At 46.0% G+C, this 25,205-nt stretch carries 22 protein-coding genes and 1 pseudogene; 14 read left to right on the top strand and 9 right to left on the bottom strand.

Annotated features, from left to right (window positions below; genetic code table 11):
- The 3 genes from B9T16_RS11885 to purE form a co-directional block, all read right to left on the bottom strand.
- Positions 1-1,039: ammonium transporter (locus B9T16_RS11885; RefSeq protein WP_410244852.1), on the bottom strand; the 1,039-nt coding region annotated here is incomplete at its 3' end.
- A 24-nt stretch (positions 1,040-1,063) separates the two neighbouring features.
- Positions 1,064-1,243 (bottom strand): hypothetical protein, encoded by a 180-nt coding sequence (locus B9T16_RS11880; protein ID WP_152088646.1) that lies wholly within the window; start codon positions 1,241-1,243, stop codon positions 1,064-1,066.
- A gap of 233 nt (positions 1,244-1,476) precedes the next feature.
- Positions 1,477-2,022 (bottom strand): 5-(carboxyamino)imidazole ribonucleotide mutase, encoded by a 546-nt coding sequence (purE, locus tag B9T16_RS11875; protein ID WP_317266342.1) that lies wholly within the window; start codon positions 2,020-2,022, stop codon positions 1,477-1,479.
- Between the two features lie 234 nt (positions 2,023-2,256).
- On the opposite strand from purE, the gene B9T16_RS11870 reads away from it, so the two are divergent.
- From B9T16_RS11870 to B9T16_RS11825, 10 genes and pseudogenes are all read left to right on the top strand, one after another.
- A complete protein-coding gene (locus B9T16_RS11870; protein ID WP_410244851.1) occupies positions 2,257-2,478 on the top strand; it encodes a hypothetical protein in 222 nt (73 codons plus the stop codon).
- On the top strand, positions 2,466-2,867 hold the full coding sequence (locus B9T16_RS11865; protein ID WP_410244850.1) for a type II toxin-antitoxin system VapC family toxin: 402 nt from the start codon (positions 2,466-2,468) through the stop codon (positions 2,865-2,867). Before B9T16_RS11870 ends, B9T16_RS11865 begins: the two co-directional genes overlap by 13 nt.
- Before the next feature lie 68 nt (positions 2,868-2,935).
- Positions 2,936-4,099, top strand: a complete 1,164-nt coding sequence (gene nagA / locus B9T16_RS11860) for an N-acetylglucosamine-6-phosphate deacetylase (RefSeq protein WP_410244849.1) — start codon at positions 2,936-2,938, stop codon at positions 4,097-4,099.
- Positions 4,100-4,847: 748 nt separating this feature from the next.
- Complete coding sequence (locus B9T16_RS11855; RefSeq protein ID WP_410244848.1) at positions 4,848-6,341, top strand: reverse transcriptase N-terminal domain-containing protein; 1,494 nt, start codon at positions 4,848-4,850, stop codon at positions 6,339-6,341.
- Positions 6,342-6,442: 101 nt separating this feature from the next.
- The gene (locus tag B9T16_RS11850; RefSeq protein ID WP_006618256.1) at positions 6,443-6,622 is read left to right on the top strand and encodes a DUF2839 domain-containing protein; all 180 of its coding nucleotides are present in this window, start codon (positions 6,443-6,445) and stop codon (positions 6,620-6,622) included.
- Between the two features lie 422 nt (positions 6,623-7,044).
- Positions 7,045-7,389, top strand: a complete 345-nt coding sequence (locus B9T16_RS11845; protein ID WP_410244847.1) for a DUF1815 family protein — start codon at positions 7,045-7,047, stop codon at positions 7,387-7,389.
- A gap of 792 nt (positions 7,390-8,181) precedes the next feature.
- Positions 8,182-8,310, top strand: a pseudogene (locus B9T16_RS11840) (reverse transcriptase N-terminal domain-containing protein); the annotation flags it as partial.
- Positions 8,311-8,397: 87 nt separating this feature from the next.
- Complete coding sequence (locus B9T16_RS11835; protein WP_014275104.1) at positions 8,398-8,685, top strand: hypothetical protein; 288 nt, start codon at positions 8,398-8,400, stop codon at positions 8,683-8,685.
- Positions 8,639-8,791 carry a hypothetical protein gene (locus B9T16_RS11830; protein WP_231852142.1) on the top strand — a complete coding sequence of 51 codons (153 nt, stop codon included), beginning with the start codon at positions 8,639-8,641 and terminating at the stop codon, positions 8,789-8,791. The genes B9T16_RS11835 and B9T16_RS11830 overlap by 47 nt, the downstream gene beginning before the upstream one ends.
- Before the next feature lie 991 nt (positions 8,792-9,782).
- On the top strand, positions 9,783-10,655 hold the full coding sequence (locus tag B9T16_RS11825; RefSeq protein WP_006617841.1) for an alpha/beta fold hydrolase: 873 nt from the start codon (positions 9,783-9,785) through the stop codon (positions 10,653-10,655).
- Between the two features lie 119 nt (positions 10,656-10,774).
- Here B9T16_RS11825 and recA read toward each other — a convergent pair whose 3' ends face one another.
- Both recA and B9T16_RS11815 read right to left on the bottom strand, forming a co-directional pair.
- Positions 10,775-11,872, bottom strand: a complete 1,098-nt coding sequence (gene recA / locus B9T16_RS11820; protein WP_410244846.1) for a recombinase RecA — start codon at positions 11,870-11,872, stop codon at positions 10,775-10,777.
- A 284-nt stretch (positions 11,873-12,156) separates the two neighbouring features.
- The gene (locus B9T16_RS11815) at positions 12,157-13,575 is read right to left on the bottom strand and encodes an NADP-dependent isocitrate dehydrogenase (protein WP_006617843.1); all 1,419 of its coding nucleotides are present in this window, start codon (positions 13,573-13,575) and stop codon (positions 12,157-12,159) included.
- Between the two features lie 585 nt (positions 13,576-14,160).
- Here B9T16_RS11815 and pckA point away from each other — a divergent pair.
- Positions 14,161-15,882 (top strand): phosphoenolpyruvate carboxykinase (ATP), encoded by a 1,722-nt coding sequence (gene pckA / locus B9T16_RS11810; protein ID WP_410244845.1) that lies wholly within the window; start codon positions 14,161-14,163, stop codon positions 15,880-15,882.
- Between the two features lie 80 nt (positions 15,883-15,962).
- On the opposite strand, the gene B9T16_RS11805 is transcribed toward pckA, so the two are convergent.
- A complete protein-coding gene (locus B9T16_RS11805; RefSeq protein ID WP_410244844.1) occupies positions 15,963-16,592 on the bottom strand; it encodes a response regulator in 630 nt (209 codons plus the stop codon).
- A 190-nt stretch (positions 16,593-16,782) separates the two neighbouring features.
- Positions 16,783-18,009: a gephyrin-like molybdotransferase Glp gene (gene glp / locus B9T16_RS11800; protein ID WP_410244843.1), complete on the bottom strand. Its 1,227-nt coding sequence runs from the start codon at positions 18,007-18,009 to the stop codon at positions 16,783-16,785.
- Positions 18,010-18,115: 106 nt separating this feature from the next.
- Here glp and cobO point away from each other — a divergent pair, with 106 nt between their 5' ends.
- Together cobO and ureG are read left to right on the top strand one after the other, a co-directional pair.
- A complete protein-coding gene (gene cobO / locus B9T16_RS11795) occupies positions 18,116-18,730 on the top strand; it encodes a cob(I)yrinic acid a,c-diamide adenosyltransferase (RefSeq protein WP_410244842.1) in 615 nt (204 codons plus the stop codon).
- 24 nt (positions 18,731-18,754) lie between these two features.
- A complete protein-coding gene (gene ureG, locus B9T16_RS11790) occupies positions 18,755-19,354 on the top strand; it encodes an urease accessory protein UreG (protein WP_317269401.1) in 600 nt (199 codons plus the stop codon).
- Positions 19,355-19,759: 405 nt separating this feature from the next.
- Here ureG and B9T16_RS11785 read toward each other — a convergent pair whose 3' ends face one another.
- Complete coding sequence (locus B9T16_RS11785) at positions 19,760-21,172, bottom strand: family 10 glycosylhydrolase (protein ID WP_006617849.1); 1,413 nt, start codon at positions 21,170-21,172, stop codon at positions 19,760-19,762.
- Positions 21,173-21,324: 152 nt separating this feature from the next.
- Here B9T16_RS11785 and B9T16_RS11780 point away from each other — a divergent pair, with 152 nt between their 5' ends.
- Positions 21,325-21,750, top strand: coding sequence for a hypothetical protein (locus B9T16_RS11780; RefSeq protein ID WP_410244841.1), 426 nt, complete (start codon positions 21,325-21,327; stop codon positions 21,748-21,750).
- A gap of 291 nt (positions 21,751-22,041) precedes the next feature.
- On the opposite strand, the gene B9T16_RS11775 is transcribed toward B9T16_RS11780, so the two are convergent.
- The coding region (locus tag B9T16_RS11775) for a M10 family metallopeptidase C-terminal domain-containing protein (RefSeq protein ID WP_410244840.1) at positions 22,042-25,205 on the bottom strand (3,164 nt) is incomplete at its 5' end.

The following is a 25,205-nucleotide window of genomic DNA, read 5'->3' as shown; positions in this document are numbered from 1 at the left end:
AACCGGCGAGAATGCCGTTGATAATCATGGATAGGTCTGGTTTACCATCCTTAATCCAGGAGGTAAGGGTAGCAGACACACCGCCAGCAGCGGCTGCTAGGTTAGTGGTAAGGGCGATATAGGGAACGTTCTCATTAGCGGCTAATTCGGAACCGGGGTTAAATCCAAACCAGCCGATCCACAGAATTAAACATCCCAGGGTGGCAATACTCATGTTATGACCAGGAATCGCCCTAGGTTCACCCGATGGACCGTATTTTCCCATGCGGGGTCCGAGGAATGCTGCTCCCATGAGGGCAGACCATCCCCCCACGGAGTGAACTACGGTTGATCCGGCAAAATCATGGAAGTCCATACTTGCTAACCAGCCGTTATCAGTCCAGACCCAGTGTCCGGTAATGGGGTAGGATATTCCGACTAGCAATAGGCTAAATAGGATGAAGGCGACAAATTCGATCCGTTCGGCTACTGCGCCGGATACAATAGTGGCGGCGGTACCTGCGAAGGCGACCTGGAACAGAAAGAAAACTTCTTTGGGTAATCCTTCGGGGAATGGGTCAAGTCCGTAAACGCTGGGGTCTCCGGTCAGGAAGAAGCCACCACCACCGATGAAGGGGTTTTCACCTCCGAACATGACGGAGAATCCAAAGAACCAATAAATTAGGGTGGCGATCGCAAATACGATTAGGTTTTTTGCGAGAATGTTAACGGCATTTTTGTGACGACAAAATCCGGTTTCTAACATCCCGAAACCAGCGTTCATAAAGATTACCAAAATACTGGCAATCACAATCCAAATTGTATTTAAAACACCCTGCACATATTCAGGAGTTATGGGTTGTGCATCCTCTTGGGCGACTGCTGCTAAACTCCAAAATGTAATAATCAGCGCAGTTAGAGGAATGCAACCTAGCAGGCTAGGAGATAGCCATCTGGGTCTTTGGGGCTGAAAAATTGACGAAGTAGGCTGAGGCGCAGAGCCAACTACCTCAGCAAATTGCCGATAACTTCTGGTTCTCGACTTTTGGCGTTTCAACATTTGCTTAGAGTTGTTCAATTTACGTTAATATGGAAGGGATGAGGCGGCAAATGATAGCCGTCTGGTTAGAGAGATGCTTAATCTTGATGCCAACTTATAGCTGCTAATTTGGTAATTAGCCGGACTTTGACAGGTGAGGTTAACCGACAAAACTAACACATCTGTACTCAACTGAGTTGATTTTATAACAGGTGGATCTACCATTTAACCATAACAAGTACAGATAAACTACAACAAATTTCGAGGGATAGTCAGATTCTCTTATGTCCTAGGCTAGAACTTTAAGCTACGATTTTTATCTACTTTCTTAACACTATATTAACCTAAATTCTGTATTCCATGATACAGAAATATATGGCAAATTGCTATACTTGCGCTGAGAGATTATGAGCCAGGTATGATTATGTACAAACTGGTGTAACTCAGGGGTTTTGCTATTACATTTGTTTCAGGTATTCTTGATATCCAAACTGTGCAAGGAGAGTTTGTTTTTCGAGTACAGATTCGGTTAAATCTTGTCGATAGGCTTGGACTTTTTCCATGAGTTGAGGTTGATGAGAAGCCAAAATCTGAACGGCGAGTAGACCTGCATTTTTAGCGTTTCCGATCGCTACTGTAGCCACGGGAATACCGGCTGGCATTTGCACGATAGAATAGAGAGAATCGAGTCCCTGAAGGTTACGGGTGGGGACGGGAACCCCGATCACAGGTAAGGGGGTGAGAGATGCAACCATTCCGGGTAAGTGAGCCGCGCCGCCTGCACCAGCTATAATAACTTTTAATCCGCGTCCTAGGGCAGTTTTGGCATAATCAAACATTCGGTCTGGGGTACGGTGTGCTGATACGATCGCCACTTCCCAACTAATGCCAAAGTCTTGACATACGGCGATCGCTGCTGACATGGTAGGTAGGTCAGAATCACTGCCCATAATAATACCAATTTGAGCAGAGGAGGAGTTAGGGTCCTGAGAGATTGAGTCCATAGCAGTTGTTAATAACTAAGTGAAACTACAGACCCGGATTATAGCATTAGGGGTGGAGATAGTTGGGAGTAACTACGTCTGTTGAGGAATTGTCCCCCCCAATTGAGCTACAATGTTTATAATCATGAGAGAGGCGAAATACGAGGGTTGACATTGCGCCAGTCTGGTTAGACTACAAGCCAGCGGCAGAGGGACCCGGAAGCATCCACTATTATTGAGAGGTAACAGTAAATCATGCTAAAAAGTTACGAAGCGATCTACGAAAACGGTGAGTTTAAATGGTTATCAGACCAGCCAGACCTGAACAAAGCACGAGTGATTGTGACCATCCTTAAAGAAACAGAATCACCACAGAAACGACGCAGATTTCCGGTTCCAGAAGCCGGAAAGGTAGAAATTATCGGTGATATTGTTAGCCCGATTGTTGATGAAGAGGATTGGGAATGTCTGAAATAATTGTGCTAGATACTCATGTCTGGATTTGGCTGATTAATGGGAACTTTGACCGTTTCCCATCTCAGTGTCTAGGGCAGTTTGAATCAGCTTCCAGTCTGGGAGTTTCGCCAGTTTCGTGCTATGAAATCGCCCTAGCTTCTCAGCGGGGTCGTCTGAATTTATCTAAGGGTATGGCAGAGTGGTTTAGGATGGCTTTAGCCCCTGCTGGCATAGAATTACTGCCTTTGAATGCGGAAGTTGCTTGTCAAGCGGTGAATTTATCTACGATTCATAAAGACCCTTTTGATAGGATAATCATAGCAACGGCGTTAGTTTATCAAGGTCAATTAGCCAGTGTCGATCGCCAGTTTAGTAGATATCCAGAATTAACAGATTATTTAATGAGATAAATTTGGGGAAAGCGAGAGTCAGTTTAACCCAGTTATGAATACCAGTTATAAATAAATGATTATTGATTATGAATGACAGCTTGCAGTCCCATGATGTGTCAGTAGATTTAATTAACAGTCAGATTCTAGGTAAACCTGGATTACATACCCTACAAATTCGTGATGGTGTAGTGAAGACGATCGCCACGAAACCAGACCCCGCCGCCGCCGTGATTGATGTCGGTGGTGATTGGATTTCTCTAGGGGGGATAGACCTACAGATTAATGGTGGGTTAGGGTTAGCTTTCCCGGAGTTAACGGGGGAGAATCATCAACAACTGCAAGGTATTTGTGAGTATTTATGGCATCAGGGGGTTGACGGATTTTTGCCTACTATAGTGACAACCACGGTGGAGAAATTTAGGCGATCGCTGGCTATCCTTGGGGAATTTCAAGGGGACCGGAAGGGGGAGGCGGCGGAGATTTTAGGAGTTCATCTTGAGGGACCATTTCTGAATGAGCAAAAACGGGGCGCACATCCTGAAAATTGTCTATTACCGCTGACGATAGATAATGTCAAACGGGTTTTAGGGGATTATGAAAAGGTGGTTAAGGTGATGACTCTAGCCCCAGAATTAGACCCCACAAAGACAGTTATTCCCTATTTGAGGAGTTTAGGCATTATCGTCAGTCTGGGTCACTCTCAGGCTAATTTAGCTGTGGCTAATGAAGCATTTAACCAGGGGGCGACAATGGTAACTCATGCTTTTAATGCGATGCCTCCCCTACATCACCGGGAACCGGGACTATTGGGGGCGGCTTTATGTCGGTCGGAGGTATTTTGTGGGGCGATCGCTGATGGACATCATGTTTGTCCAACCATGCTGGATTTACTGTTAGGGGGGAGTAAGGGGGAGATTTTTGTAGTTAGTGATGCTTTAGCGCCTTTGGGATTGGCGGATGGGGTTTATCCGTGGGATGAGCGGCGCATTGAGGTGACAGGGGGGGTGGCTCGGCTGGAGGATGGAACTTTGGCGGGAACTACTTTATCCCTGTTGAGGGGGGCAGAAAATTTAGTCAGGTGGGGGATTTGTTCTGCTGCTGAGGCGATCGCTTTGGTAACAGAAACCCCCCGTAGAGCGATCGCCTTATCAACGGAAATCATCGGTCAACCGATAACCCGATTATTGCGATGGAGAGAGGATCAGGGATGTCTGAGGGGACAAAGGTTGAGAATTGGAGTCAGGATTTAGCTAAAATAGACAACTATCTCCCCTCCCTAACCTGCTAGGAATGGGGATAGTTAGTAAATTGGTTGGAAGCGCAAAAATTATGGGTGAAGCTAAACGTCGTAAGGAAATGATGGGGGAAAAGTACGGTAAGGAGGAATAGTGCGATTCGTTTGGTAGAAACCAGCCTAAAGCCTACTTGGTTATAGGTTTGGGGGATTACCAGCGGGGACAGAAAAAACCGAAAAAACTGTTCCCTGACAACTGAATTACCTTGAGGGTGAAAGTCCCTCCCGTCAGGTGTAGACGTGACAGCATCATCCCCACTGAGGCGATCGGATTATCGCGACTTGGTGAAGCGGGATGAAAAGGCAGCTCTGCTGGTAGCCTAAACTGGCACTCTGTCGAGCAGGTATCTATGGATAAGGAAATCTGAAGATGTGATCAAAACGTCGTCACCTTAAACCAGCGAAAAGGCTGACACGCTGGAGCCAAAAGGCTAAGGATCAATGGGGTTGGCTGATTGTTCACAGACCAACATACACTCCCTATAAACCCGGCGTAAAGCATCGTCCTAAAGGTACAACCAAAGGTAATTCGGAACGAAGTAACCCATATATATGCTCTCAGGTATTGGTCGATAACTGAGTAGGTAACCAGCCGCAAGCTGTATGTGGTAAGGATTGGGACAGAAGCGAAGGTCTAGGGTAATGCCTAGAATAGGCTGACAGTTCCACGATGTTACGGAATATAGAGTTGCCAGTAACAGGAAATGAAATCTGAAACGAGTGTAAAGACTACGGAAAGACTGGAATGGGGTGGCATCAACTGGAAAAAGGTTGAACGTCGCATATTCCGCCTGCAAAAACGAATCTATAAAGCCTCAAAGCGTGGTGATTTCAAAGCAGTTCGCTATCTCCAAAAGTTGTTATTAAAGTCCTGGTCAGGGAAGCTATTAGCGGTTAGATGGGTAACTCAAGCTCATGAAGGTAAAAATACGGCGGGTGTGGACGGGGTAAAATCCCTATCCTGGAAAGGAGAAATAAACCTGGTGGGAGACCTGAAGCTAGGTAGTAAAGCCAAGCCTACCCGGAGAGTAGACTCGACAGAAACGGTCGGGGATGCTCCAAGTCGGAATGGAGACCAGACTATATTTGACCGTGCGGGTCAGGGTTTGGTGAGACTAACATTAGAACCGGAATGGGAAGCCAAATTTGAATCTAACTGTTATGGATTTAGACCGGGACGCTCATGCCATGATGCCATAGAAGCAATATCGAATCATCTGGAGTCAGAGCCTAAATGGGTGTTAGATGCCCAGATAACTAAGTGCTTGGGCGATCGCATTAATAGCGATCGCCTGTTGGATAAATTAGGAACATTCCCTAGATTACGCCGACAAATAAGAGCATGGCTCAAATCCGGTGTAATGGATGGAAAACAGCTATTTCCGACCAAGGAAGGCACTTCCCAAGGAGGTATAATCCAGCCATTACTGGCAAATATTGCCCTCCATGGAATGGAAGAAGATCTGATTTTGATGGCTGATCAGCTATCTGGAAGAAAGCCAGTTAACCGCAATGAACTATCTGTAATTAGATATGCGGATAAGTTGGTTATACTTCACGAAGATGGTGCTGTAATCCATCACTCCCAACAGGTAATCAGGGAGTGGTTAAAGCCATGGGGTCTTGAATTAAAACCAGAGCCAACGAGGATAGCCCATACTCTTGATGGGGAGGATGCAGGTTTCGACTTCCTCGGTTTCCATATTCAACAATACCGAGTGGGAAAATATCACTCTGGAAAAGACAGAAAGGGCAACTCTCTGGGTTTCAAGACTATGATCAAGCCATCCCGAAAGGCAGTCAAAGAACACTATGAGCGACTGGTTAGGGTAATTGATGCTCATCAAGCTGCCCCTCAAGCAGCACTCATCAGGAGATTGAATCGAATCATTATCCGATGGAGTCACTATTACTCAACAGTAGTATCAAAAGAAGTGTTTAATGAGTTGGATTATCTGCTATTCGGAAAGCTGAGAAGATGGGCAAATCGCCGTCATCCCAATCAGACCGGAAAATGGGTGGCTGATAAATACTGGCAGAGTATTGATAACAGAAATTGGGCTTTTGCTGTCCGAGGACATGAGGAAATAGCTCTCTTAAAACATTCCCAGAAACCTATGGTTAGGTATGTTAAAGGCAAAGGGGCAGGCTTTCCTAATGGTGGCAATTTAAGCTATGGGAGTATAGGCAATTGTTGAAATTATCAGTGATGGTAGCTGAGGTGATCATGACAAGATCTGTAACATTGAGGAGCCGGATGAAGGGAAACTTTCATGTCCGGTTTTGAAGACGAGTTAGGATGGTGACATCTTGGCTTAGTTTAACTATCTTGCCTTGGGTACCGATTACTAAAACCCAAAGCGAACAGTTTATGCAATGGACTACTAAGGGGGCTTGGTTTGGAATTAGCTTTTTAGTGATTTTTTGGCTAACTATTCGGTTGGTTGGTCCGGCTTTGGGCTGGTGGACGGTTGATTAGCTAATGCGGTAATTAGCACGCTGAGAATCAGCTAATCATCTTACCTGTAGGGTTAATTGATTAATTAGCCTTACAGGTTGCCAGCCTAGGGGTGGACTTCCCGAAAAGATTGAGTTTTGTTAAATTTAGTTATGTTTATGATAAGGATTTGTTCTAGCTATGGTAAAACTCGAATCACTATGCTAGATATGAGAAGGCTATCTCTAAACCTAATGTCATCAAGGATTTGGGAACAGAGCGATCGCTTTGTTTTCAGTTTGTTTTCAGTTGATTGAGGCTCTGCTGGAGCTGGAATATTCAACCGATGATGATGATCAATTGGGTTAGCAGAAGTGATGCTGTGCCAACATCGAAACATCCAGTCATTAGATTATGTTAAATTTTGAAAATAATCTAAAGATTGTGGTGACAGGAGAAAAACTATGTTTATCAGACTTGCAGAGCAACATCGAAGATTCGTTCAGGATTTGGTGATGAATCTTAAAGCCCTAGCCATTGTGCTTGAACGGCGGGGCTACCTGGCTTCCTGCTATACTTGTGGGGGCCAAATGAATAGCGCGTCATTTATGGTCAGCCTGGGTGAAAACCATCTGATCCGGTTTTTGGTGTCGGATTATGGGATTACCTGGACGGAGATGCGCGACGATCGCGAATTGATGAAGTTGGAAGGTGCAGAGGCGATCGCTCAATTAGAGGAACTCGCGAGTCTGGTCAAGCATGATATACTCGGACCGGCGGCTGTACCCCAAAGCATTCATCAGGGATAAGGGATAATTACCAATCCAACCGGGTCTTAAAATGCTAATGTAAATATATAGGTGCGAGACGTTTAGGAGTCAAATAAGGCTGCAATGGCTGAAATAACCTCCTAGTGAGACTTTCACCCCTTGGTGGAATAAAAGGGACTCGTACCCTGACCATCCCATAACTGTTTATATGTCCTCAAAGCGAAAGCTAGGCAAGGGACTCAAGGTCAATCCCATAAAAGAAATCGAATATCCAATCCAAGTATACCACAAGGAGGAGTATTAAAACCACTTGGGCGATTATGGGAAAGAGTAACGGCGATAGCCACCCCCAATTTCAGGAATCACAACCCTGGGACTGAAGCGGGGAACGGAAGGCGTGAAGTAGAACCTACTACCAAAAGCGACCACTGCCAACCATCCATGACTAAGGAAATCTGAATGTTCCGACTTGAACCATCGTTATTACTAAGCAGCGAAATAGGTTGATACGCTGCGCCCAAAAGGGTAAGGGGAAAAGTAGGGTTTTCTACATAACACCTACACAGACTTTTAAAAGTACGCCGGTGGAAAGGACAAGTCTAAAGATGGAATGCCCATATAAACGGAACGTTTTAAGTCCTCCTGGACTCTGAATATCTGGTCGAGATATCAGTAGTGACAAATGTAAGCGCAAGTCCTAGAGGATGTGAGATGTGACCAAAAGCCAACGCCCAGTTGTAATGGCTGGGATATGCTGACAGGTTACGGTTTGATTGTAAGGTTAGAGTCTAGTGGGAGTTACTATGACGAAAGCGAGTTCAAAGAAAGGCTTTGAGAAATCAAAGCCAATCAAGACGTGCGTTTGTATGGAAGGCTATCCCATGGGCTAAGGTCCAACGGAAAGTTTTCAAGCTCCAAAAGAGGATATACCAAGCAGCTAAATCCGGGCAGGATGCAAAGGCTAGAAGGTGGCAACGTCTACTGGTGAAGTCATATTATGCTCGACTCTTAGCAGTGCGGCTGTAGGGGCGGGTTCCACGGTCAGCCATGCTTCCCAACAGTCAGCTTAATGAACCCGCCCCCCAAGCGGGTCAAGGCCAAAAGACAGCCGGAGTCGATGGAGTGATAGTAATATCGCCTAAACAAAGGTTAAAACTAGCTGAGAGCATTAAGGGAAACCTCAAAGCAAAACCCTACATGGTGCGTTACCAGAAAGTTTTTCGTTTCTCTGCCAAGTCTCTCAATGTAACGCACCCTACACGGGTGTGGATTGCAAAACCTGGGAGGGATGAAAAAAGCTGGAATAGGAATTCCCACAATCCAAGACAGAGCTAGGCAAGCCTTGGTTAAATCAGCGCTCGAACCTGAATGGGAATCGAGATTTGAAGGCACAAGCTATGGGTTCCGTCCCGGACGGTCAGCCCAAGACGCAATAGGCTGAATAAATTCAGCCATAAATCAAGGAAATTACTATGTTCTTGATGCAGGTGCGAGACGTTCGGGTATGAGGGCTGAAATGCCCGAAATCACTGCCCGGTGAGGATTCCAGCTCCGAATCTGGATATAAGGAGACCTCTCCTGAGCATCCTCATAACTGATTATATGTCCCGACGCTTGGAGAAATCTAAGCAAGGCAGGGAACTCAAGGTCATAAACAAACTGAGAAATCAGGGAGTAGAGAGTAACGGCGATAGCCACCCCCAGTTTTGGAAATCATAACTCCAGGATAGAAGCGGGGAACGGAAGGCGTAGGTCGGAACCTACCTCCTACTCGACCACTGCCAACCATCCATGATTAGGGAAACCGAATGTCCGGCTTGAATCATCGTTAATACGGAGTAGCGAAATAGGTTGAAACGCTGCGTTCAAAAGAACAAGGGGAAAAGTAGGGTATTTATGTCATCACCTACATAGACCTTTAAAAGTACCCCGGTTCTGAGGACAAATATAAAGATGGAATGCCCGTCGAGACGGAACGTTTTAACCCCTCTAATGCTCTATTGCGAGTTGCACTCGTAGTAGTAGTGAAAAATTTAAGCGTATGCTTAGAGGGTGAAGGATGTGACCATAAGCCAATGCCCAACTGTAATGGTTGGGATATGCCCACAGGTCAGCAGGGTGTGGATATAGATACTGCGATTAGTAGGAGTATAATGGCGAGAGCGAGTTGAAAGACTACGTGCTGCATAAAGCTCAGAACATTGAAGTACGAAAGCGGGGGGTAGTAACTCTGTTCCTATAACAAAAAAGGGTATCCACATCAGGAGCCGTGTGCAGGGAAACTCGCCGGCACGGTTTTGAAGGGGAGGTGATGGAGGTGACTTCATTATCGACCCCTACCAGAGCATGATGTTCAAGCTCTTTGGCAATCCCAAGCTGCTGCTAGTTCTCTAAGAATCGATGTGGTTTGGGGTAGTTTTTTGTGGCAGTATATGACAGGTTTGCAGTCTGGGTGGGAACACCTATATGTTGAAACGAATAACATTCACCTTCATTCTGTAACCCAAGGACAAGGTGAATTGGTTGTTTTGTTACATGGTTTTCCTGAGTTTTGGTATGCTTGGCGTTATCAAATTCCGGCGCTTTCTCGTTATTTTAAGGTAGTTGTGCCTGATTTGCGAGGTTACAATGACTCAGATAAACCGGAAAGTGGTTATGATCTCGATACCCTTAGCCAAGATATCCGAGGATTGATTCAGCGCTTGGGATATGCAAAAGCCCACATTGTTGGTCATGATTGTGGGGGGGCGATCGCCTGGAATTTAGCCCAAAAATTTCCAGAATCAGTTAACCGTTTGGCTATTTTAAACGCACCGCCTCCCCATAGGTTTGTTCAGGAACTTATGGGCAATTTTGATCAAATTCGTCGCAGTTGGTTTGTGTTGGCTTTTCAAGTTCCGGGGGTTCCTGAATGGCTAATTCAGCAAAACTTGAAAGAGTTTATCCGTGGTTTTCTGCGAGAACACGCCATCCGCAAGGGGGCTTTTAGTGCCGAAGAAACGGAAATTTATCAGGCGGCGTTAGAAAAGCCGGGAGTATTGCGATCGGCGATTAATTACTATCGTCAACTCCTGCAACCACCGGGCTTATTTTCCAGTTGGATGCGTCCCACGGAAATCAATGTACCCACATTGGTACTATGGGGAGAAGATGATTCATTTCTGAGTCAGAAACTGGTTGAAGGTTTAGATAAATTGATTACTGCGCCTTTTCGACTACAATTGGTTTCGGACTGCGGACATTGGATGCAACAGGAAGTCCCCCAACTGGTTAATCGGGAATTATTGAGTTTTCTCAGGAACTAATGAACTCCTCCCCCTGACTATAGTGGGAGACAGGGGTGGGGAGTGCCGGACTTCAGGGGCGGCGATTAATTGCCTTTTTCCACTGGTTAAAGGGGACTTGATTTAACTAAATTAATGATTTATTCCTCATCAGTATTCTCGTCAATGTCTTCGACATCATGATCATCTGTGTCAGGATTATCATCAAGTTTAACAACAGAGGTGGCTGATACAACTGCACCCCCTGCTAAAGCGGCACGGACTTGTTTATCAATTTCTTCGGTAAATGCTGGGTTTTCCTGCATATAGGTGATGGTGCGATCGCGTCCTTGACCGATATTCTCGTTGTTGTAGCTATACCAAGCGCCCTTACGTTTAATCACTCCGGTTTCTTCTGCGAGGTCAATCAAACAACCGATAGTTGAGATTCCCTGGCCGAAAATAATATCAAATTCAGCGATTCGGAAGGGTGGCGCGACCTTATTTTTAGCCACCTTAACTTTAGCGCGAATGCCATACTCGTCCGAGCCTTTTTTCAGGGTTTGGGTGCGGCGGATATCAAGACGGACCGAGGCGTAGAATTTAAGGGCATTCCCCCCGGTGGTAGTTTCTGGGTTGCCGTAGACAATACCAATTTTTTGGCGTAACTGATTCAGGAAAATAACTGTACAGCCAGATTTACCGATATTTCCGGTAATTTTCCGTAGGGCTTGACTCATTAACCGGGCTTGTAGTCCCATGTGAGAATCCCCCATATCCCCTTCAATTTCCGCACGGGGAACTAAAGCAGCTACCGAGTCTACCACTACAATATCAACCGCTACCGATCGCACCAATTGATCTACTATTTCTAAAGCCATTTCCCCCGTGTCCGGTTGGGAAACTAGGAGATTTTCAATATCCACCCCCAGGGCGGCTGCATAGGTAGGGTCGAGGGCGTGTTCAGCGTCCACAAAAGCTGCTATTCCGCCAGTTTTTTGGATTTCGGCGATCGCATGGAGAGCCAAGGTAGTTTTACCGGAACTTTCTGGGCCATAAATTTCAATCACCCTTCCCCTCGGCAAACCACCACCAAGGGCCAAATCCAAGGTTAATGCGCCACTGGAGATAGTTTCCACCTTCATACGGGCGGAGTCTCCTAGGCGGACAATAGACCCCTTACCAAAACTCTTTTCGATTTGGTTAAGGACTGAATTTAGGGCTTTCTGCTTTTCGGAATTCTCGGTTTTGCTGGCCATTAGCTTTGAATCCTGCTCAGAGTAAAAATTGGTAAAATTGCGGATCAAAAATAGATCTATGTGATCATCTGAAGATCTACCCCACCCACTCGCGGTGGGAGAGGGTGGAAGTTCCATTTTATGTTAGCAGTTGGATCACATTACTGGTAAAGGTAAGGCTGAGGGGATGTAACCCCAGACAAATAGGTGCGTCAGTTGGCAATTTTCAAGTTTCTGACGCACCGGAGTAGGAGATAGCCCGTGGCCAATTTTCTGGTTAATAGGCGATCGCCCATTGCTATAGGTTAGAAGTAGCGAATGATAGCTTCGGCGAATTCTGAACACTTGAGGGGTTCAGCCGGAGGTTCCATGAGTCGGGCCAGATCATAAGTTACCTCACGGTTAGAAATCGCCGCCCCCAGACCTTTTTTAATCAAGTCTGCCGCTTCTTGCCAGCCCATATATTCTAACATCATCACCCCCGAGAGGATTAAGGAACCGGGGTTAACGCGATCGAGTCCAGCGTGTTTAGGTGCTGTACCGTGGGTAGCTTCAAAGACCGCGCAGGTGTCACCAATGTTCGCACCGGGTCCCATACCTAATCCTCCCACCATAGCGGCGGCGGCGTCTGATAGGTAGTCTCCGTTAAGGTTCATGGTAGCCAGGATAGAGTATTCGCTAGGACGGGTTTGGATTTGTTGGAAGATGCTGTCAGCGATGCGATCGTTGACCATAATTTTATCTTTCCATTTACCATTACCGTGACTTTCCCATAGCGCCTCCAGAACCCCCTTCACCTCATCGCAGATTTCTTGGCGTTTTTCTGGGGTCAGCGCATCAAAACCAGGTTCTACCTGGCGCGCGTTATCTTCTAGGGAGATGTCAGGTTTATGTTCTTTGTTGCCGAGAATCCATGATTCTCGTTCCGTGATACATTCTTCCCGAAATTCCGTAGTTGCTAGTTCATAACCCCAGTCTCGGAAAGCCCCCTCCGTGTATTTCATGATATTGCCCTTATGCACCAGAGTCACCATTTGCTTATTTTTGGGGAGGCGCAGGGCGTGTTTAATGGCGCGACGGACTAGCCGCTGGGAACCCGTTTTACTGATGGGTTTAATGCCGATACCCGAGTCTAGGCGGATCTGTTTTTTGCCATGTTCCGGGGTCGCCGGGATTAGGTCATTGTTGAGGGTGTCGATTAATTTTTGGGCGATTTCCGTACCCTCGCGCCATTCAATGCCTAAGTATATGTCCTCCGTGTTTTCCCGATAGATGATCACATCGAGTTGTTCCGGGTGTTTGTGGGGGGAGGGGGTGCCGGGATAGTAACGACAGGGACGGACGCAGGTATATAGGTCGTTGATTTGGCGTAGCGCCACGTTAAGGGATCTGATGCCGCCGCCTATGGGGGTGGTTAGGGGGCCTTTGATGGCGACACCATATTCTCGGATAGCGGTGAGGGTGTCTTCAGGTAAGTATTGATAAGTTCCGTATTGTTCGCAGGCTTCGTCCCCAGCGTAAATTTTAAACCAACTGATCTGGCGTTGGCCGCCGTAGGCTTTGGCCACTGCTGCATCTATTACTCGTTCTGTCGCTGGCCAGAGGTCTACACCGGTGCCGTCGCCGCGAATGAAGGGAATAATTGGGTTATCGGGAACAATAGGTTCTCCGTCAGAGAAGGTGATTTTCTCGCCTGTATCGGGGGGGGTAATTTTTTCGTACATGATCTGTTCTTAACTCTAAACCTTCAGGTTTCCCTTATTGTGTCATGATTTTTGACTGCACTCGGCAGCGATCGCCACAGAAATTTATCTTTTCTTTAGAATTGCCTCTCACCAAACCTAGGGAACATAAACTATGATTGAGGTAATTTCCGTGTTCTATGATGCAAAATCTGCATTCGGAATTATAACTTAAACAAATGCAATAAAAGTACAATTAGCTCTTCAAAAAATGTAACCTCACAAATTAGGCGATCGGTGTATGATTTTTTTAAGGTGGAGGTAGATCCAACCAAAAACATTGCCAAGCACAACTACCTTCATGCAGATGAGAGCGGGCATTGAGAATCAACACCAAAATCGAAAATATCGTTTCCGAACTTCAAGCTCAAACTTTCCATTGAGGATCAACTTCTAGCTGAGTGTACATAATCTATATATCACCGGCTAAGTTCCGTGTAGGGGCTTGTTATTAAAGCCACAAGCGTTGGGGTTAGGTTTTTAGGTTACTTAATTAATGTTCCCCAACCACTTCAAAAATATTTGCCCGTAAATACTTCACTTCAAAACCACTTGAGGTTATGAACTATGGATAGCGTAAATACAGTAGATCGCAGTGATTATCAAAACATTTCAATTCCCAGCCTAATCAATAAAAGATTATCTGACCAAGGACAAGACTTCCCAGTAGCTAACACCGGAAAATATGTCGAACGTCGTCTACAGGGTGATCTCACCTATGGACTAGAAAACCTAGGCTTAAAAAATTTAGGTCATGTCTATCATAATCTACCAGTTCCTATTCTGATTGAACACGCAGTAGCTAGGGGGGAAGGTGTCTTAGCTTCCAATGGTTCCCTTTGCGTAAAAACTGGTAAATATACAGGTCGTTCTCCTCACGATAAATTCATTGTTGAAGAAGCGAATAGTCGGGACGAAATCCACTGGAGTAAAATGAACGTCCCCATTCCTGAAGAAAACTTCGATCGCCTATGTCGGCGGGTACGTTCGTACATCCAAGGTCGCGATTTATATATCTTTGATGGCTTTGTCGGAGCAGATCCCCAGCGTCGTTTTGGTGTGCGGATCATCAACGAGCTGGCATCTCAAAACCTGTTTGTTCACCAACTGTTTATTCGTCCGACAGACGAAGAACTACAAACCCACAATTCTGACTTTACAGTAATTGCAGTTCCTGGACTCCACGGCGATCCCGAAGATGATGGCATCAATAGTGAAGCCTTTATTGTACTTCACCTGTCCAAACGGCTAGTAATTATTGGTGGTTCCAAGTACGCCGGAGAAATCAAAAAATCAGTTTTCTCCCTGATGAATTACTTTATGACCAAAGCTGATGTGCTACCCATGCACTGTGCAGCCAATGTAGATGACGCTGGTAATACTGCCTTATTTTTTGGTCTATCAGGAACCGGAAAAACCACCCTTTCTGCTGATCCAGACCGCTATCTAATTGGGGATGATGAACACGGCTGGTCAGAAGATGGTATCTTCAACTTTGAAGGTGGTTGCTATGCGAAAACTATCGCCTTGTCGCGGGAAAATGAGCCCCAAATTTGGGATGCGATCCGGTTTGGTTCAATGATGGAAAATGTAGTGCTCGATCGCTACACTCGGATTCCCGACTACAATGATGGTAGTTTAACAGAAAATACCCGGGTTGCCTATCCCATTGACTACATTCCCAATGCGGTTATTCCTAGTGTTGGTGGTCATCCCAAAACGATTCTATTTTTGGCTGCAGATGCTTTCGGAGTTCTACCCCCCATCTCTAAACTGACCCGCGAACAAGCGATGTATCACTTTATGTCTGGTTACACCAGCAAGGTAGCGGGAACCGAACGGGGTATCAAAGAACCAGAAGCGACTTTCTCGGCTGGGTTTGGTAAATGTTTCCTACCCTTAGAAGCGGCGATTTATGCTACTTTGCTAGGTAAACGCCTTGCGGATCACCCAGAAACCAATGTATATTTGGTGAATACTGGCTGGTCTGGTGGTGTTTATGGAGTTGGCAGTCGTGTTCCCATCAAATACACTCGCGCCTTAGTGTCGGCGGCGGTGAATGGAGACTTGGATAATGTGAAATTCCATGAGCATCCGATCTTCAAGATTTGGGTTCCTGATGCTGTACCAGGAGTTCCGACGGAAATTCTTGATCCGGTGAAAACCTGGTCTGATTCCCAAGAGTATGAAAAACAAGCGAAATACTTGGCTAAGTTGTTTGTGGACAACTTCAGTAAATATGTGAATGTACCAGAGGAAGTAACCGCCGCTGGTCCCCTTGTCGATTAATCAAGGATTGGGGGACAATTCCCCCAATACCCTATTCTCAGGTCTGAAAGTAGGTCGCGGCGTTGTCGTCGCGATTGAAATCATACTAAACCCGATCGCAAAGCGACTACAGCAACCATTACCCGGTCATCAACGGCTAATTTATTCATAATCCCCCGAACATGAGTTTTAATAGTGTTAGGACTTAAATAAAGAGCCTCAGCAATTTCTGGGTTACTCTTACCTTCTACCATAAGTTTAAGCACCTCTAACTCGCGGGGGGATAAGGTACCCAAGTTAGTAGTTTGGGGTGTGGGTGGCTTGAGGTGTTCCATGACCAAACGAGCAACTTGAGGATCTAGATAGGTTGCACCTTCATAGGCTGCCTGTATTGCTACAATCAAACTATCAACACTAGCTCCCTTAACACAATAAGCATCAGCGCCACTAGAAAGGGAAGCAAGTACCTCCGTCTCTGCTGTGTGGGAAGTGAGCATCACGACTCTGATTTCTGGTAGGATTTCTTTAATCTGTTTGGTAGCTGCAATGCCATCAAGGCGAGGTAACCCGATATCCATAATCACAATATCAGGTTTTTTCTCTTTGGCGGCTTCTACGCCTAAATAACCATCTTCAGCAATACCAACTAGGGTAATATCTGGACAGTCTGATAAGACTTGCTCTAACCCTAGTTGCATCATAGGATCGTCTTCAACAATTAGAACGCGCATTATTGTTCACAGGAATGTTATAATAGCAGATTAGTCAACAGTTAACCAAGCCTAGGCTGGGCTAACAGTTTAACAGTTAAGGATGACGGCGGAAACTATAGTCAATATAATATTAGCGATTAGTGTTGATACTTCCCCGTTCAATGAGAGATGTAAGGGGGGTCCTGTGAAACCAAGCAGACCGAAAATCTCAACGGACTTTGAGAATTTGGACAAATTCCCCGGCTTGAATGCAGGTCTGACCGACTGGAAGCATAGCGAGGGCGTTGGTTTGGGCGAGGTTAATCAGGTTTCCAGAGTTTTGACTTCCTGGGGCGAGGATAAATTTGGTTTCGCCATTGACCGATCGCAGATTTCCCCAAAGGTAGGTTTCTCGCTTACCCCCCGATCGCAATTCGGTTGACGATCGCACTGGCCACCACTCTGGTCCCCAAAACTCACCCGCGAGTCCGCTTCGTTTTTTCAAAGCCGGTTGGACAAACCGCCAGCAGGTGACTAAGGCTGACACGGGGTTTCCGGGTAAACCAAAATACAAACAATTGGGAAAGGTCGCGAAGGTGAGGGGTTTTCCGGGTTTGACGGCTACTGAGTTGACCAGAATTTCCCCCCCAAGGTCAGCGAGAATTTGACCAACATAATCATAATCCCCGACGGACACTCCCCCGGTTGATAATACTATATCAGCGGTGAGTAGGGCTTTGGCGATCGCGGTTTTGAGGGCTTGGGGTTCATCGGGAATAATCCCTAAAATAAGGGGTTCTGCGCCCATTTGCATCACCCAACTAGCTAAAGCATACTGATTAGAGTCTACTAGCTTTCCTGGGGCTATGGGATGCTCTGGGGGGATTAATTCATTCCCGGTTGATATCAATGCTACCTTGAGTTTAGCATAAACTGGGACGGAGACACATTTGGCGGCGGCTAAAACTGCGATTTCTGCAACTCCTAAGCTAATTCCCGGAGGTAGCAGAGGGTCTCCGGCGCGACTATAGGACCCCTGATGACGCACAAAGGCTCTCAGTTGGGGGGTGGTTAGGATTTTGATGCGATCGCCATCAGGTTGGGTATCTTCCTGAATTACAATGGTATCAGCCCCAGGAGGTAAACAGGCTCCGGTAAAAATGCGCGCGGCTTGTCCGGGGGCGATGGTTTTTTGGGGACAATATCCGGCGGGTATTTCTTCTATGACTTCCAAGGTAACAGGATGTTCGGCGCTACTGTGGGCGACATCAGCATAACGGACAGCATAACCGTCCATGGCGGAGTTATCCCAGTGGGGGAAGTCTAATTCACTGGTAATCGGGGCGGCGAGAATGCGTCCGGTAGCCTCGGATAATTTGACGAGTTCTATATGTTGTTGGTGGGGTGGGGCTACTTGTTCTAAAATAATTGCTTCTGCGGCTTGGGCTGATAACATACAATCTCACCATGGGGATTTATGGGTTTTCCTGTCAATACTCTATAGCAGCTTTAGCCGCCTCTATGCTAGAGTTAATCATATCTTACTCAGTGATGCGATCGCTATGGAAACTACAGGTTTGACGGCGGAACAACACCGCCAAAAAATGCAGCGCCGCAAGGAAATTCAAGACCAGCGGGTAGCTGATAGACAGGTGGAAAAGGGTTTGATTATTGTCAATACTGGCAATGGGAAGGGTAAAACTACGGCCGCTTTGGGGATGGTTTTACGATCGCTTGGTCATGGCTATAAGGTGGCGATCGTCCAGTACATCAAGGGCGCATGGGAACCAGCAGAAAAGGCGGTTTTCAGTCTCTGGCCGGAACAATTACAGTTTCATGCTTTGGGGGAAGGTTTTACCTGGGAAACTCAAGACCGCGATCGCGATATCCAAAGGGTTCATGAAGCCTGGAAACTTAGTCTATCTTTAATTGAAAATCCTGAGATTAAGTTAGTCCTTTTAGATGAAATTAACATTGCGATAAAATTGGGATATCTCACTGTAGAAACGGTTTTGGAGGGTTTGGACAAGAAACCTCACGAGTCCCATGTGATTTTGACGGGTCGTGGGGCTCCCCCTAGTTTGATAGAACGGGCGGATCTGGTTACGGAGATGACCTTGGTTAAGCATCCTTTCCGGGAACAAGGGGTTAAGGCTCAACCGGGTATCGAGTTTTAAGTTATCTATAATTAGGGGAATTTAATGAGTCCTTTTCGAGTGGGAATTGCTGGACCTGTGGGGTCGGGTAAGACGGCTTTACTTGATGCACTGTGTAAAGCCTTGCGCGATCGCTTTCAAATGGCTGTGGTTACTAATGATATTTACACCCAAGAAGATGCTCAGTTTCTGATGCGATCGCAAGCCTTAGAAGCCGAGAGAATTATCGGCGTGGAAACGGGAGGCTGTCCCCATACCGCTATCCGTGAGGATGCTTCGATTAATCTTAGTGCTATTCAAGAGTTGGAGTCTACTTTTCCTAATTTGGATGTGGTGTTTTTAGAGAGTGGTGGCGATAATTTGGCGGCGACTTTTAGCCCGGAATTGGTCGATTTAACTCTCTATGTTATTGATGTGGCGGCGGGTGATAAAATCCCCCGCAAAGGTGGACCCGGAATTACTAAGTCCGATTTATTGGTGATTAATAAAATTGACTTAGCTCCCTTTGTGGGGGCGGATTTAACCGTCATGGAAAGAGATGCTAAAAAGATGCGCGGAAATAAACCTTTTGTCTTTACTAATCTCAAGGAAAAACAAGGATTAACTACTATCCTCGATTTTATTCAGTCTCATATCATTAACTGACCAAACCTTAATATCTATACCACATCACAGACACCTATAGGCGATCGCCTCCCCCCTATTATTGGCTCAAAAAGTTAAGTTTTGCTAATACTTCCAGCCAGATAATTTTGATGTTCCGAACGACATTAAGAATTAATAAGTTTTTATTGAAAATAGCTCGCAAAAGGTTGACGAAATCATAGGGGTTCTGGTATCCTAGAATAAATCGCACCCAAGGGGTTACTGTGTCTATACGCAAAAAAAGGCGCTGAAACCCTTATTATAGCGCCCATACAAATATTTTCTGGCTAAAAAATATAATTCACGAATCACGAGTTTTGGGTAAGTAAGGGACGGCCAAAAATCGACCTCTTGACAAAAACGACATTTTGTGCATATCCCCAACCAACCCAGAATTGAAGTCGGTTAGCGAATAGAGGCGCGAATAGCAGGTTGAGGAAACATAGACTCAAAACTATGCTGTCGTTCTGCGAGGGGTTCGGCGGCGTGGTCCCAGAGACTTTCATAGAAAAAGAAAGCGACACCGAATTGGCGATCGCGGGCGGCGCGAACCTTGGACTGGATGAAATTGATAGGAACTGGTCTAGTTCTCAAACCGGTGAGAATACCAACCCCGGTAGAAATCTTGTTTTGTGCGGCTTTCATTTCCGGGCGATTCAACTCAGTAATAAAAAAGTCCAATTCATCCCGATAAACCTGCACGACCAACTCATCAACAAGACCGTCTCTAACCCAAGTAACCCAATCCTGTAAATGACCGTTATAGGCGATATGATAAGGGTTCGGACTAACGGAAATAATGCTATGAGGTTTTTTGGCTTTAATAGCGCGGTGCAATTGTCTCATAAAAGCGGTGATTTTATTAGCACGCCAACGCACCCAGGCGGGGTCTTGGGGGTTACTAGGTGGGGTGCGATTAGTCTCTCTTTGATAAAGAGAAATGGTATAAGGGTCATATCCAAATGCACTAGGTAAACTGGTATGGTCGTCAAACTGTACGCCATCAATATCGTAGTCTGTAACGACCTCTACAATTAAATCAGTCATAAACTTCTGGACTTCTGGGTGAAAGGGATTTAACCAAACCACTTCCCCGGCGGCGCTCATGGAAGTTTTAGTTCCATTTTGCTGTTGAGTCAGCCAGTTGGGATGTTTTAAAGCTAACTCGGAAGTGGGGGGAGCCATAAAACCGAACTCAAACCAAGGAAGCACTAATAAGTTATGACGATGAGCGCGTTCAATTAAATCAGCGAGCATATCTTGTCCTTGGAAACCTCGGCGGACAAAAGGCTGAATTCCTGCTTCTTTAACTACAGAACTTTTATAGGTGACATAGCCAGAGTTCCAAACCACTGGATAAATTGTGTTAAAATTGAATCGGGCGAGTTTGCTGACTGCTTCTTCGAGTCTAGGCTGATTCATTAACACATCTGTATCATTGGTGGTCATCCAAACGCCGCGAATTTCGGTTTTGGGAATTTGGGGAATGGGTGGGGGGGCGATCGGCGGTTCGGGAACTGGTGGAGGTATATCAGGAACTGGTGGGGGTGTAATGGTTTCCTCAATAACTGGTGCGGGAGGAGGCGTGATGGTTTCCTCGATAACTGGTGCGGGAGGAGGTGCAATGGTGGGCTGTGGCGGCTCTAGGGGTAGGGGTTCATCAAGAATTTCTGGGGGAAGTAGGGGTAAGTCGGAGGGGGTCGGTGGTGTCCGAAAAGCTGGCGGGAGTGCGATCGCTGGAATTTGTATGACAGCAATTAGGCTGACCAAAAATAAGGCAATGAGGAAACTGGTTTTTTTGACCAAGGTTGATTTCATGGTTGTAGTTTGGAGCAAACGATATTAAGTTAGTTAAGCTAAATTGATGTGATGGTTATAATTGCACTTTCGGGAGTTTAGCAGAAAATTGGAGGTCTGGGATCTAATCTCAAGGCATAGCTGCTAATTTGATAATTTGAGGAGGATTTGAGATGATGGCTAATTTTTCGAGACTATTGTGGCTCCTACCAATTGTGACTATTACGGCTGGGGTCGGTTCTGATGGCATAGCGATCGCCTCTACGGAGACTATACCAGAAAATGCGATCGCTCAACGGCGGCTCAGGGCTCCCTTTTTTGAGGAAACCCAAGACCCTGGGTTTACTAACACTTTTCTTGGGGATGCTTTAGGGGGTGTTGCTAACCCCTTAGAGAGTAGTGGTGGTGATAGCGTAGAAACCATTAACATGGGATCTGATTCCCTACAGACCATACAAAACAACGTCAATAGGAGTCGGGGAGACTTGAATGGCGGTCTATCTCCTGGTAACGGAATTGATTCTAGAGTAACTCCAGGTAATGGCAGAATACCCACAGGTAGAGGTATTTTTAGGTCTTTACCCCCTTCTAGTCGCTAAAAATTAATTGATAATAAACCATGATGTAGGGGCGGGTTCTGGTGTCAATCTTCAATTCCCAGCGACAATATTGATAAACCCGCCCTCTGGCCGGTTGTGGTGTCAATCTTCAATTCCCAGCGACAATATTGATAAACCCGCCCTCTGGCCGGTTGTGGTGTCAATCTTCAATTCCCAGCGACAATATTGATAAACCCGCCCTCTGGCCGGTTGTGGTGTCAATCTTCAATTCCCAGCGACAATATTGATAAACCCGCCCTCTGGGAGAGGGGGGTAAGGATAAGGATAATCTTAGAAAATCAGAATTGAGGAATCATCTCTTACTGTATCTGAGATATTGGGGAAAGCACCAGATTCGTCGGGGGTAAACTGAGCAATAATAGATCCTCCCCCGAGTCCGTCAGCATTACTATCATAGATTAACTGTCCGGTTAGTCGTTCATAAATAATTACAGGTTGCGATATGGGTAGGGTATCGAGTAGGGTGTCAGCTTCGGTGAGTGTATCAGTGACCACAAATAAGGGGTCAGCCAAGATAAACTCATCGTTAAACTGTAAAGTATCGCGACCGGGGACAAAATCGGTAATCAAATCAGAGGCTGATAATAAGACATCATTAGTGGAGGAGTAGAGGAAAACATTATTTCCTCCCAAACCTGTGAGAGTATTACCACCAGACCCTCCGACTAGGGTATCATTACCAGGACCACCGATGAGAACATCATCGCCAAGACCACCTATAAGAGTATTATCACCAGGACCACCAACTAAAGAATCATTACCCTCATTACCCAATAGCAGGTCATTACCGAAGGCGCTACCTAGAAGAGTATCATTACCAGGACCGCCAATTAAAACAATAGGACCTAAGTGACCGGCGAGAAAATCATCACCTGCATTACCATCAATGGTGTCTACTGTTGCGATACTAACGCTAACCAAAGCGGAGGCGGTATTTCCTAGGGAGTCTTGTGCGGTATAGGTAAATTGACCACCAAATGGTCCTGGGAGAAGGGGGATAAACTCAACGGAGGTATTACCTGGGAGAATATTAACTTGTCCTGCGCTGACACCACTGATGCTATTAATGGTTAATCCACCGACGGGACTATCATTGTCTAGTACAGGAATTTCAATGCGGTTTAAGCTGGTGCCCTCTGCGAAAATAGTATCATTTCCGGGAGTACCTATTACGAGACTAGGGGTGGTAGCAAAGTTGGGGTTAGCGATTAAAGAGTCATCAACAGGAGTTTCGTCGTCGGGGGGTGTCAGTGTATCTGTGGTGGTTCCAATGAGCAATATATCATCAATAGATAATGGAGGATTACCGATAAGTGTAGCGACGGTTACGGGGGGTTGTACTCCTGAAGCGTCGGGGTCATATATGAGGGTTCCGGTTTCTAATTCATAGGCGAGAATGGGGCTGCTAATGGTGCCGAGATTATCGGGATTCAATTCTCCGGTTTCGAGGAAAATAAATTGTTCAGGACTGAGGCTATTTTGGGGGGTAGTACCTATTTGAGTGAAGCGGAATTGATCACGGTCAAATAAAAGGCGATCGCTTCCGGGGGTAAAATCAACAATTAGGTCAACTCCTAGACTAATTTGATTGGGAGATAGATAAGCAAAGGTATCGCTTCCTTCACCACCGACGAGGGTATCATCACCAGCACCACCAATTAAACAATCATTACCAAGATTACCAAATAGGGAGTCATTACCATCAGAACCAATGAGGGTATCATCTCCTAAATTACCATCTATGGCGGTGAGAATATTAACATTAACGGGAACTCTAATTAGATTTCCTTGGGAGTCGATCGCTTCATAACTAAAACTGCCAATATTTCCGCCGGGGAGGGTGGGAATAAACTCGGCGGCTGTACCGCCTTCTAGGATATTCACATTTCCGCCGATTAAATCGGTGATGGTATTAATAACGGCGATGCGTTCATTATCAGAAGCGGGAATGGTGACGGGAACCCCAACAAAGTCTACAGCATTGATGGTATCAGAAACGGCGATCGCATCATTTCCGGGAGTACCATTAATTAAGGCGAAGGCGGTGACATTTCTAGGGTCTTCATCTGTAGGATCATCATCATCTATGTCTGGTAGGGTATCATCTCCGGCTATACCAATCAAGATGATATCGTTAACAGATAGGGTAGGTGTTCCTTGTAAATTAGCAATAATTTCGGGGGGTTGTGTTCCTGAACCGTCGGGGTCATAGATGAGGTTTCCGGTCTGTAATTCATAGGCGAGAATGGGACTATTTATGAGGCTGAGATTATCTTGATAAGTTCCGGTTTCGACGAGAATAAATTGTTGAGGACTCAGGCTATTTTCGGGGGTAGTACCTATCTGAATAAAGCCGAATTGCTCCCGGTCAAATAAGATGCGATCGCTTCCGGCTTCAAAGTCCACAATTAAATCAGTTCCGGTAGTGATTTGACTGCGAGAAATATAGGCAAAAACATCATTTCCAGCACCTCCAAAGAGGGTATCATTTCCGGCACCTCCAAAGAGGGTATCATCTCCATCATCTCCTAATAGGAAATCATCACCCTGTCCGCCATAGATAATATCATTACCAGAACCTCCATATAGCAGGTCATTTCCCAGACCGCCATAGAGTACATCTTCACCACTACCACCTTTTAGGGTATCATTACCACTATCTCCGAAAAGGGTATCATCGCCGGCTTCTCCTAATAGGGAATCATCACCCTGTCCGCCATAAAGGAGATCGGGTCCTGAACCACCATAAAGGAGATCATTGCCGCCGCCACCTTTGAGGGTATCGGCACCACTACCACCGACTAGGGTATCATCGCCTGTTTCTCCGAACAAGCAATCATTACCCGCGCCGCCATAGAGGAGATCGGGTCCTGAACCACCATAGAGTACATCATCACCATCTCCACCGGAAAGGGTATCGGCACCACTACCACCGACTAGGGTATCATTACCACTATCTCCGAAAAGGGAATCATTACCCGCGCCGCCATAGAGGAGATCGGGTGCTGAACTTCCGACCAAAACATCATCGCCACCTAAGCCGTTAATACGGGTGACGGGAAGGATATCGATAAATACATTAGCACTATCTTGGGTGTTGCCATCACTGGCGGTATAGGTAAAGCTGGCTTGGGTTCCGCCTGGTAATGTGGGGGTAAATCTGACAATGGTGTTATCATTGAGTAGAACTACGTCGCCGCCGGTGATGTTGCTGACGCTGCTGATAAATAGACCTGTCTCAGGACTATCATTGGCTAAAACTGGAATTTCGACGGGATTAAAGGGTTCTGGTGCGATCGCAAAAATGGTATCATCAGAGTCGCTGCCGTTTATTTCCTGGGGAGTGGCGGCGCGAACTTCTCTGGCGATGATGTTGACGGTTTCGGGGCGAGCCAATGAAACGGGATCAACTAGGATAATATCATTGGGGGATA

The organism is Arthrospira sp. PCC 8006 (assembly GCF_046480465.1).
Classification (GTDB): domain Bacteria; phylum Cyanobacteriota; class Cyanobacteriia; order Cyanobacteriales; family Microcoleaceae; genus Limnospira; species Limnospira platensis.
This window is presented reverse-complemented; position numbering and strand designations above follow the sequence as displayed.

Excerpts from the sequence above, each read along its gene's own strand:
- B9T16_RS11805 (WP_410244844.1), bottom strand. The coding sequence starts at position 16,592 with ATGCGCGTTCTAATTGTTGAAGACGATCCTATGATGCAACTAGGGTTA.
- B9T16_RS11855 (WP_410244848.1), top strand. The coding sequence starts at position 4,848 with ATGAAATCTGAAACGAGTGTAAAGACTACGGAAAGACTGGAATGGGGT.
- B9T16_RS11780 (WP_410244841.1), top strand. The coding sequence starts at position 21,325 with ATGATGGCTAATTTTTCGAGACTATTGTGGCTCCTACCAATTGTGACT.
- nagA (WP_410244849.1), top strand. The coding sequence starts at position 2,936 with ATGAATGACAGCTTGCAGTCCCATGATGTGTCAGTAGATTTAATTAAC.
- B9T16_RS11850 (WP_006618256.1), top strand. The coding sequence starts at position 6,443 with ATGGTGACATCTTGGCTTAGTTTAACTATCTTGCCTTGGGTACCGATT.
- B9T16_RS11830 (WP_231852142.1), top strand. The coding sequence starts at position 8,639 with ATGAAAAAAGCTGGAATAGGAATTCCCACAATCCAAGACAGAGCTAGG.
- ureG (WP_317269401.1), top strand. The coding sequence starts at position 18,755 with ATGAGTCCTTTTCGAGTGGGAATTGCTGGACCTGTGGGGTCGGGTAAG.
- B9T16_RS11845 (WP_410244847.1), top strand. The coding sequence starts at position 7,045 with ATGTTTATCAGACTTGCAGAGCAACATCGAAGATTCGTTCAGGATTTG.
- recA (WP_410244846.1), bottom strand. The coding sequence starts at position 11,872 with ATGGCCAGCAAAACCGAGAATTCCGAAAAGCAGAAAGCCCTAAATTCA.
- cobO (WP_410244842.1), top strand. The coding sequence starts at position 18,116 with ATGGAAACTACAGGTTTGACGGCGGAACAACACCGCCAAAAAATGCAG.
- B9T16_RS11865 (WP_410244850.1), top strand. The coding sequence starts at position 2,466 with ATGTCTGAAATAATTGTGCTAGATACTCATGTCTGGATTTGGCTGATT.
- glp (WP_410244843.1), bottom strand. The coding sequence starts at position 18,009 with ATGTTATCAGCCCAAGCCGCAGAAGCAATTATTTTAGAACAAGTAGCC.
- B9T16_RS11815 (WP_006617843.1), bottom strand. The coding sequence starts at position 13,575 with ATGTACGAAAAAATTACCCCCCCCGATACAGGCGAGAAAATCACCTTC.
- purE (WP_317266342.1), bottom strand. The coding sequence starts at position 2,022 with ATGGACTCAATCTCTCAGGACCCTAACTCCTCCTCTGCTCAAATTGGT.
- B9T16_RS11825 (WP_006617841.1), top strand. The coding sequence starts at position 9,783 with ATGACAGGTTTGCAGTCTGGGTGGGAACACCTATATGTTGAAACGAAT.
- pckA (WP_410244845.1), top strand. The coding sequence starts at position 14,161 with ATGGATAGCGTAAATACAGTAGATCGCAGTGATTATCAAAACATTTCA.
- B9T16_RS11870 (WP_410244851.1), top strand. The coding sequence starts at position 2,257 with ATGCTAAAAAGTTACGAAGCGATCTACGAAAACGGTGAGTTTAAATGG.
- B9T16_RS11880 (WP_152088646.1), bottom strand. The coding sequence starts at position 1,243 with ATGGTAGATCCACCTGTTATAAAATCAACTCAGTTGAGTACAGATGTG.
- B9T16_RS11785 (WP_006617849.1), bottom strand. The coding sequence starts at position 21,172 with ATGAAATCAACCTTGGTCAAAAAAACCAGTTTCCTCATTGCCTTATTT.
- B9T16_RS11835 (WP_014275104.1), top strand. The coding sequence starts at position 8,398 with ATGCTTCCCAACAGTCAGCTTAATGAACCCGCCCCCCAAGCGGGTCAA.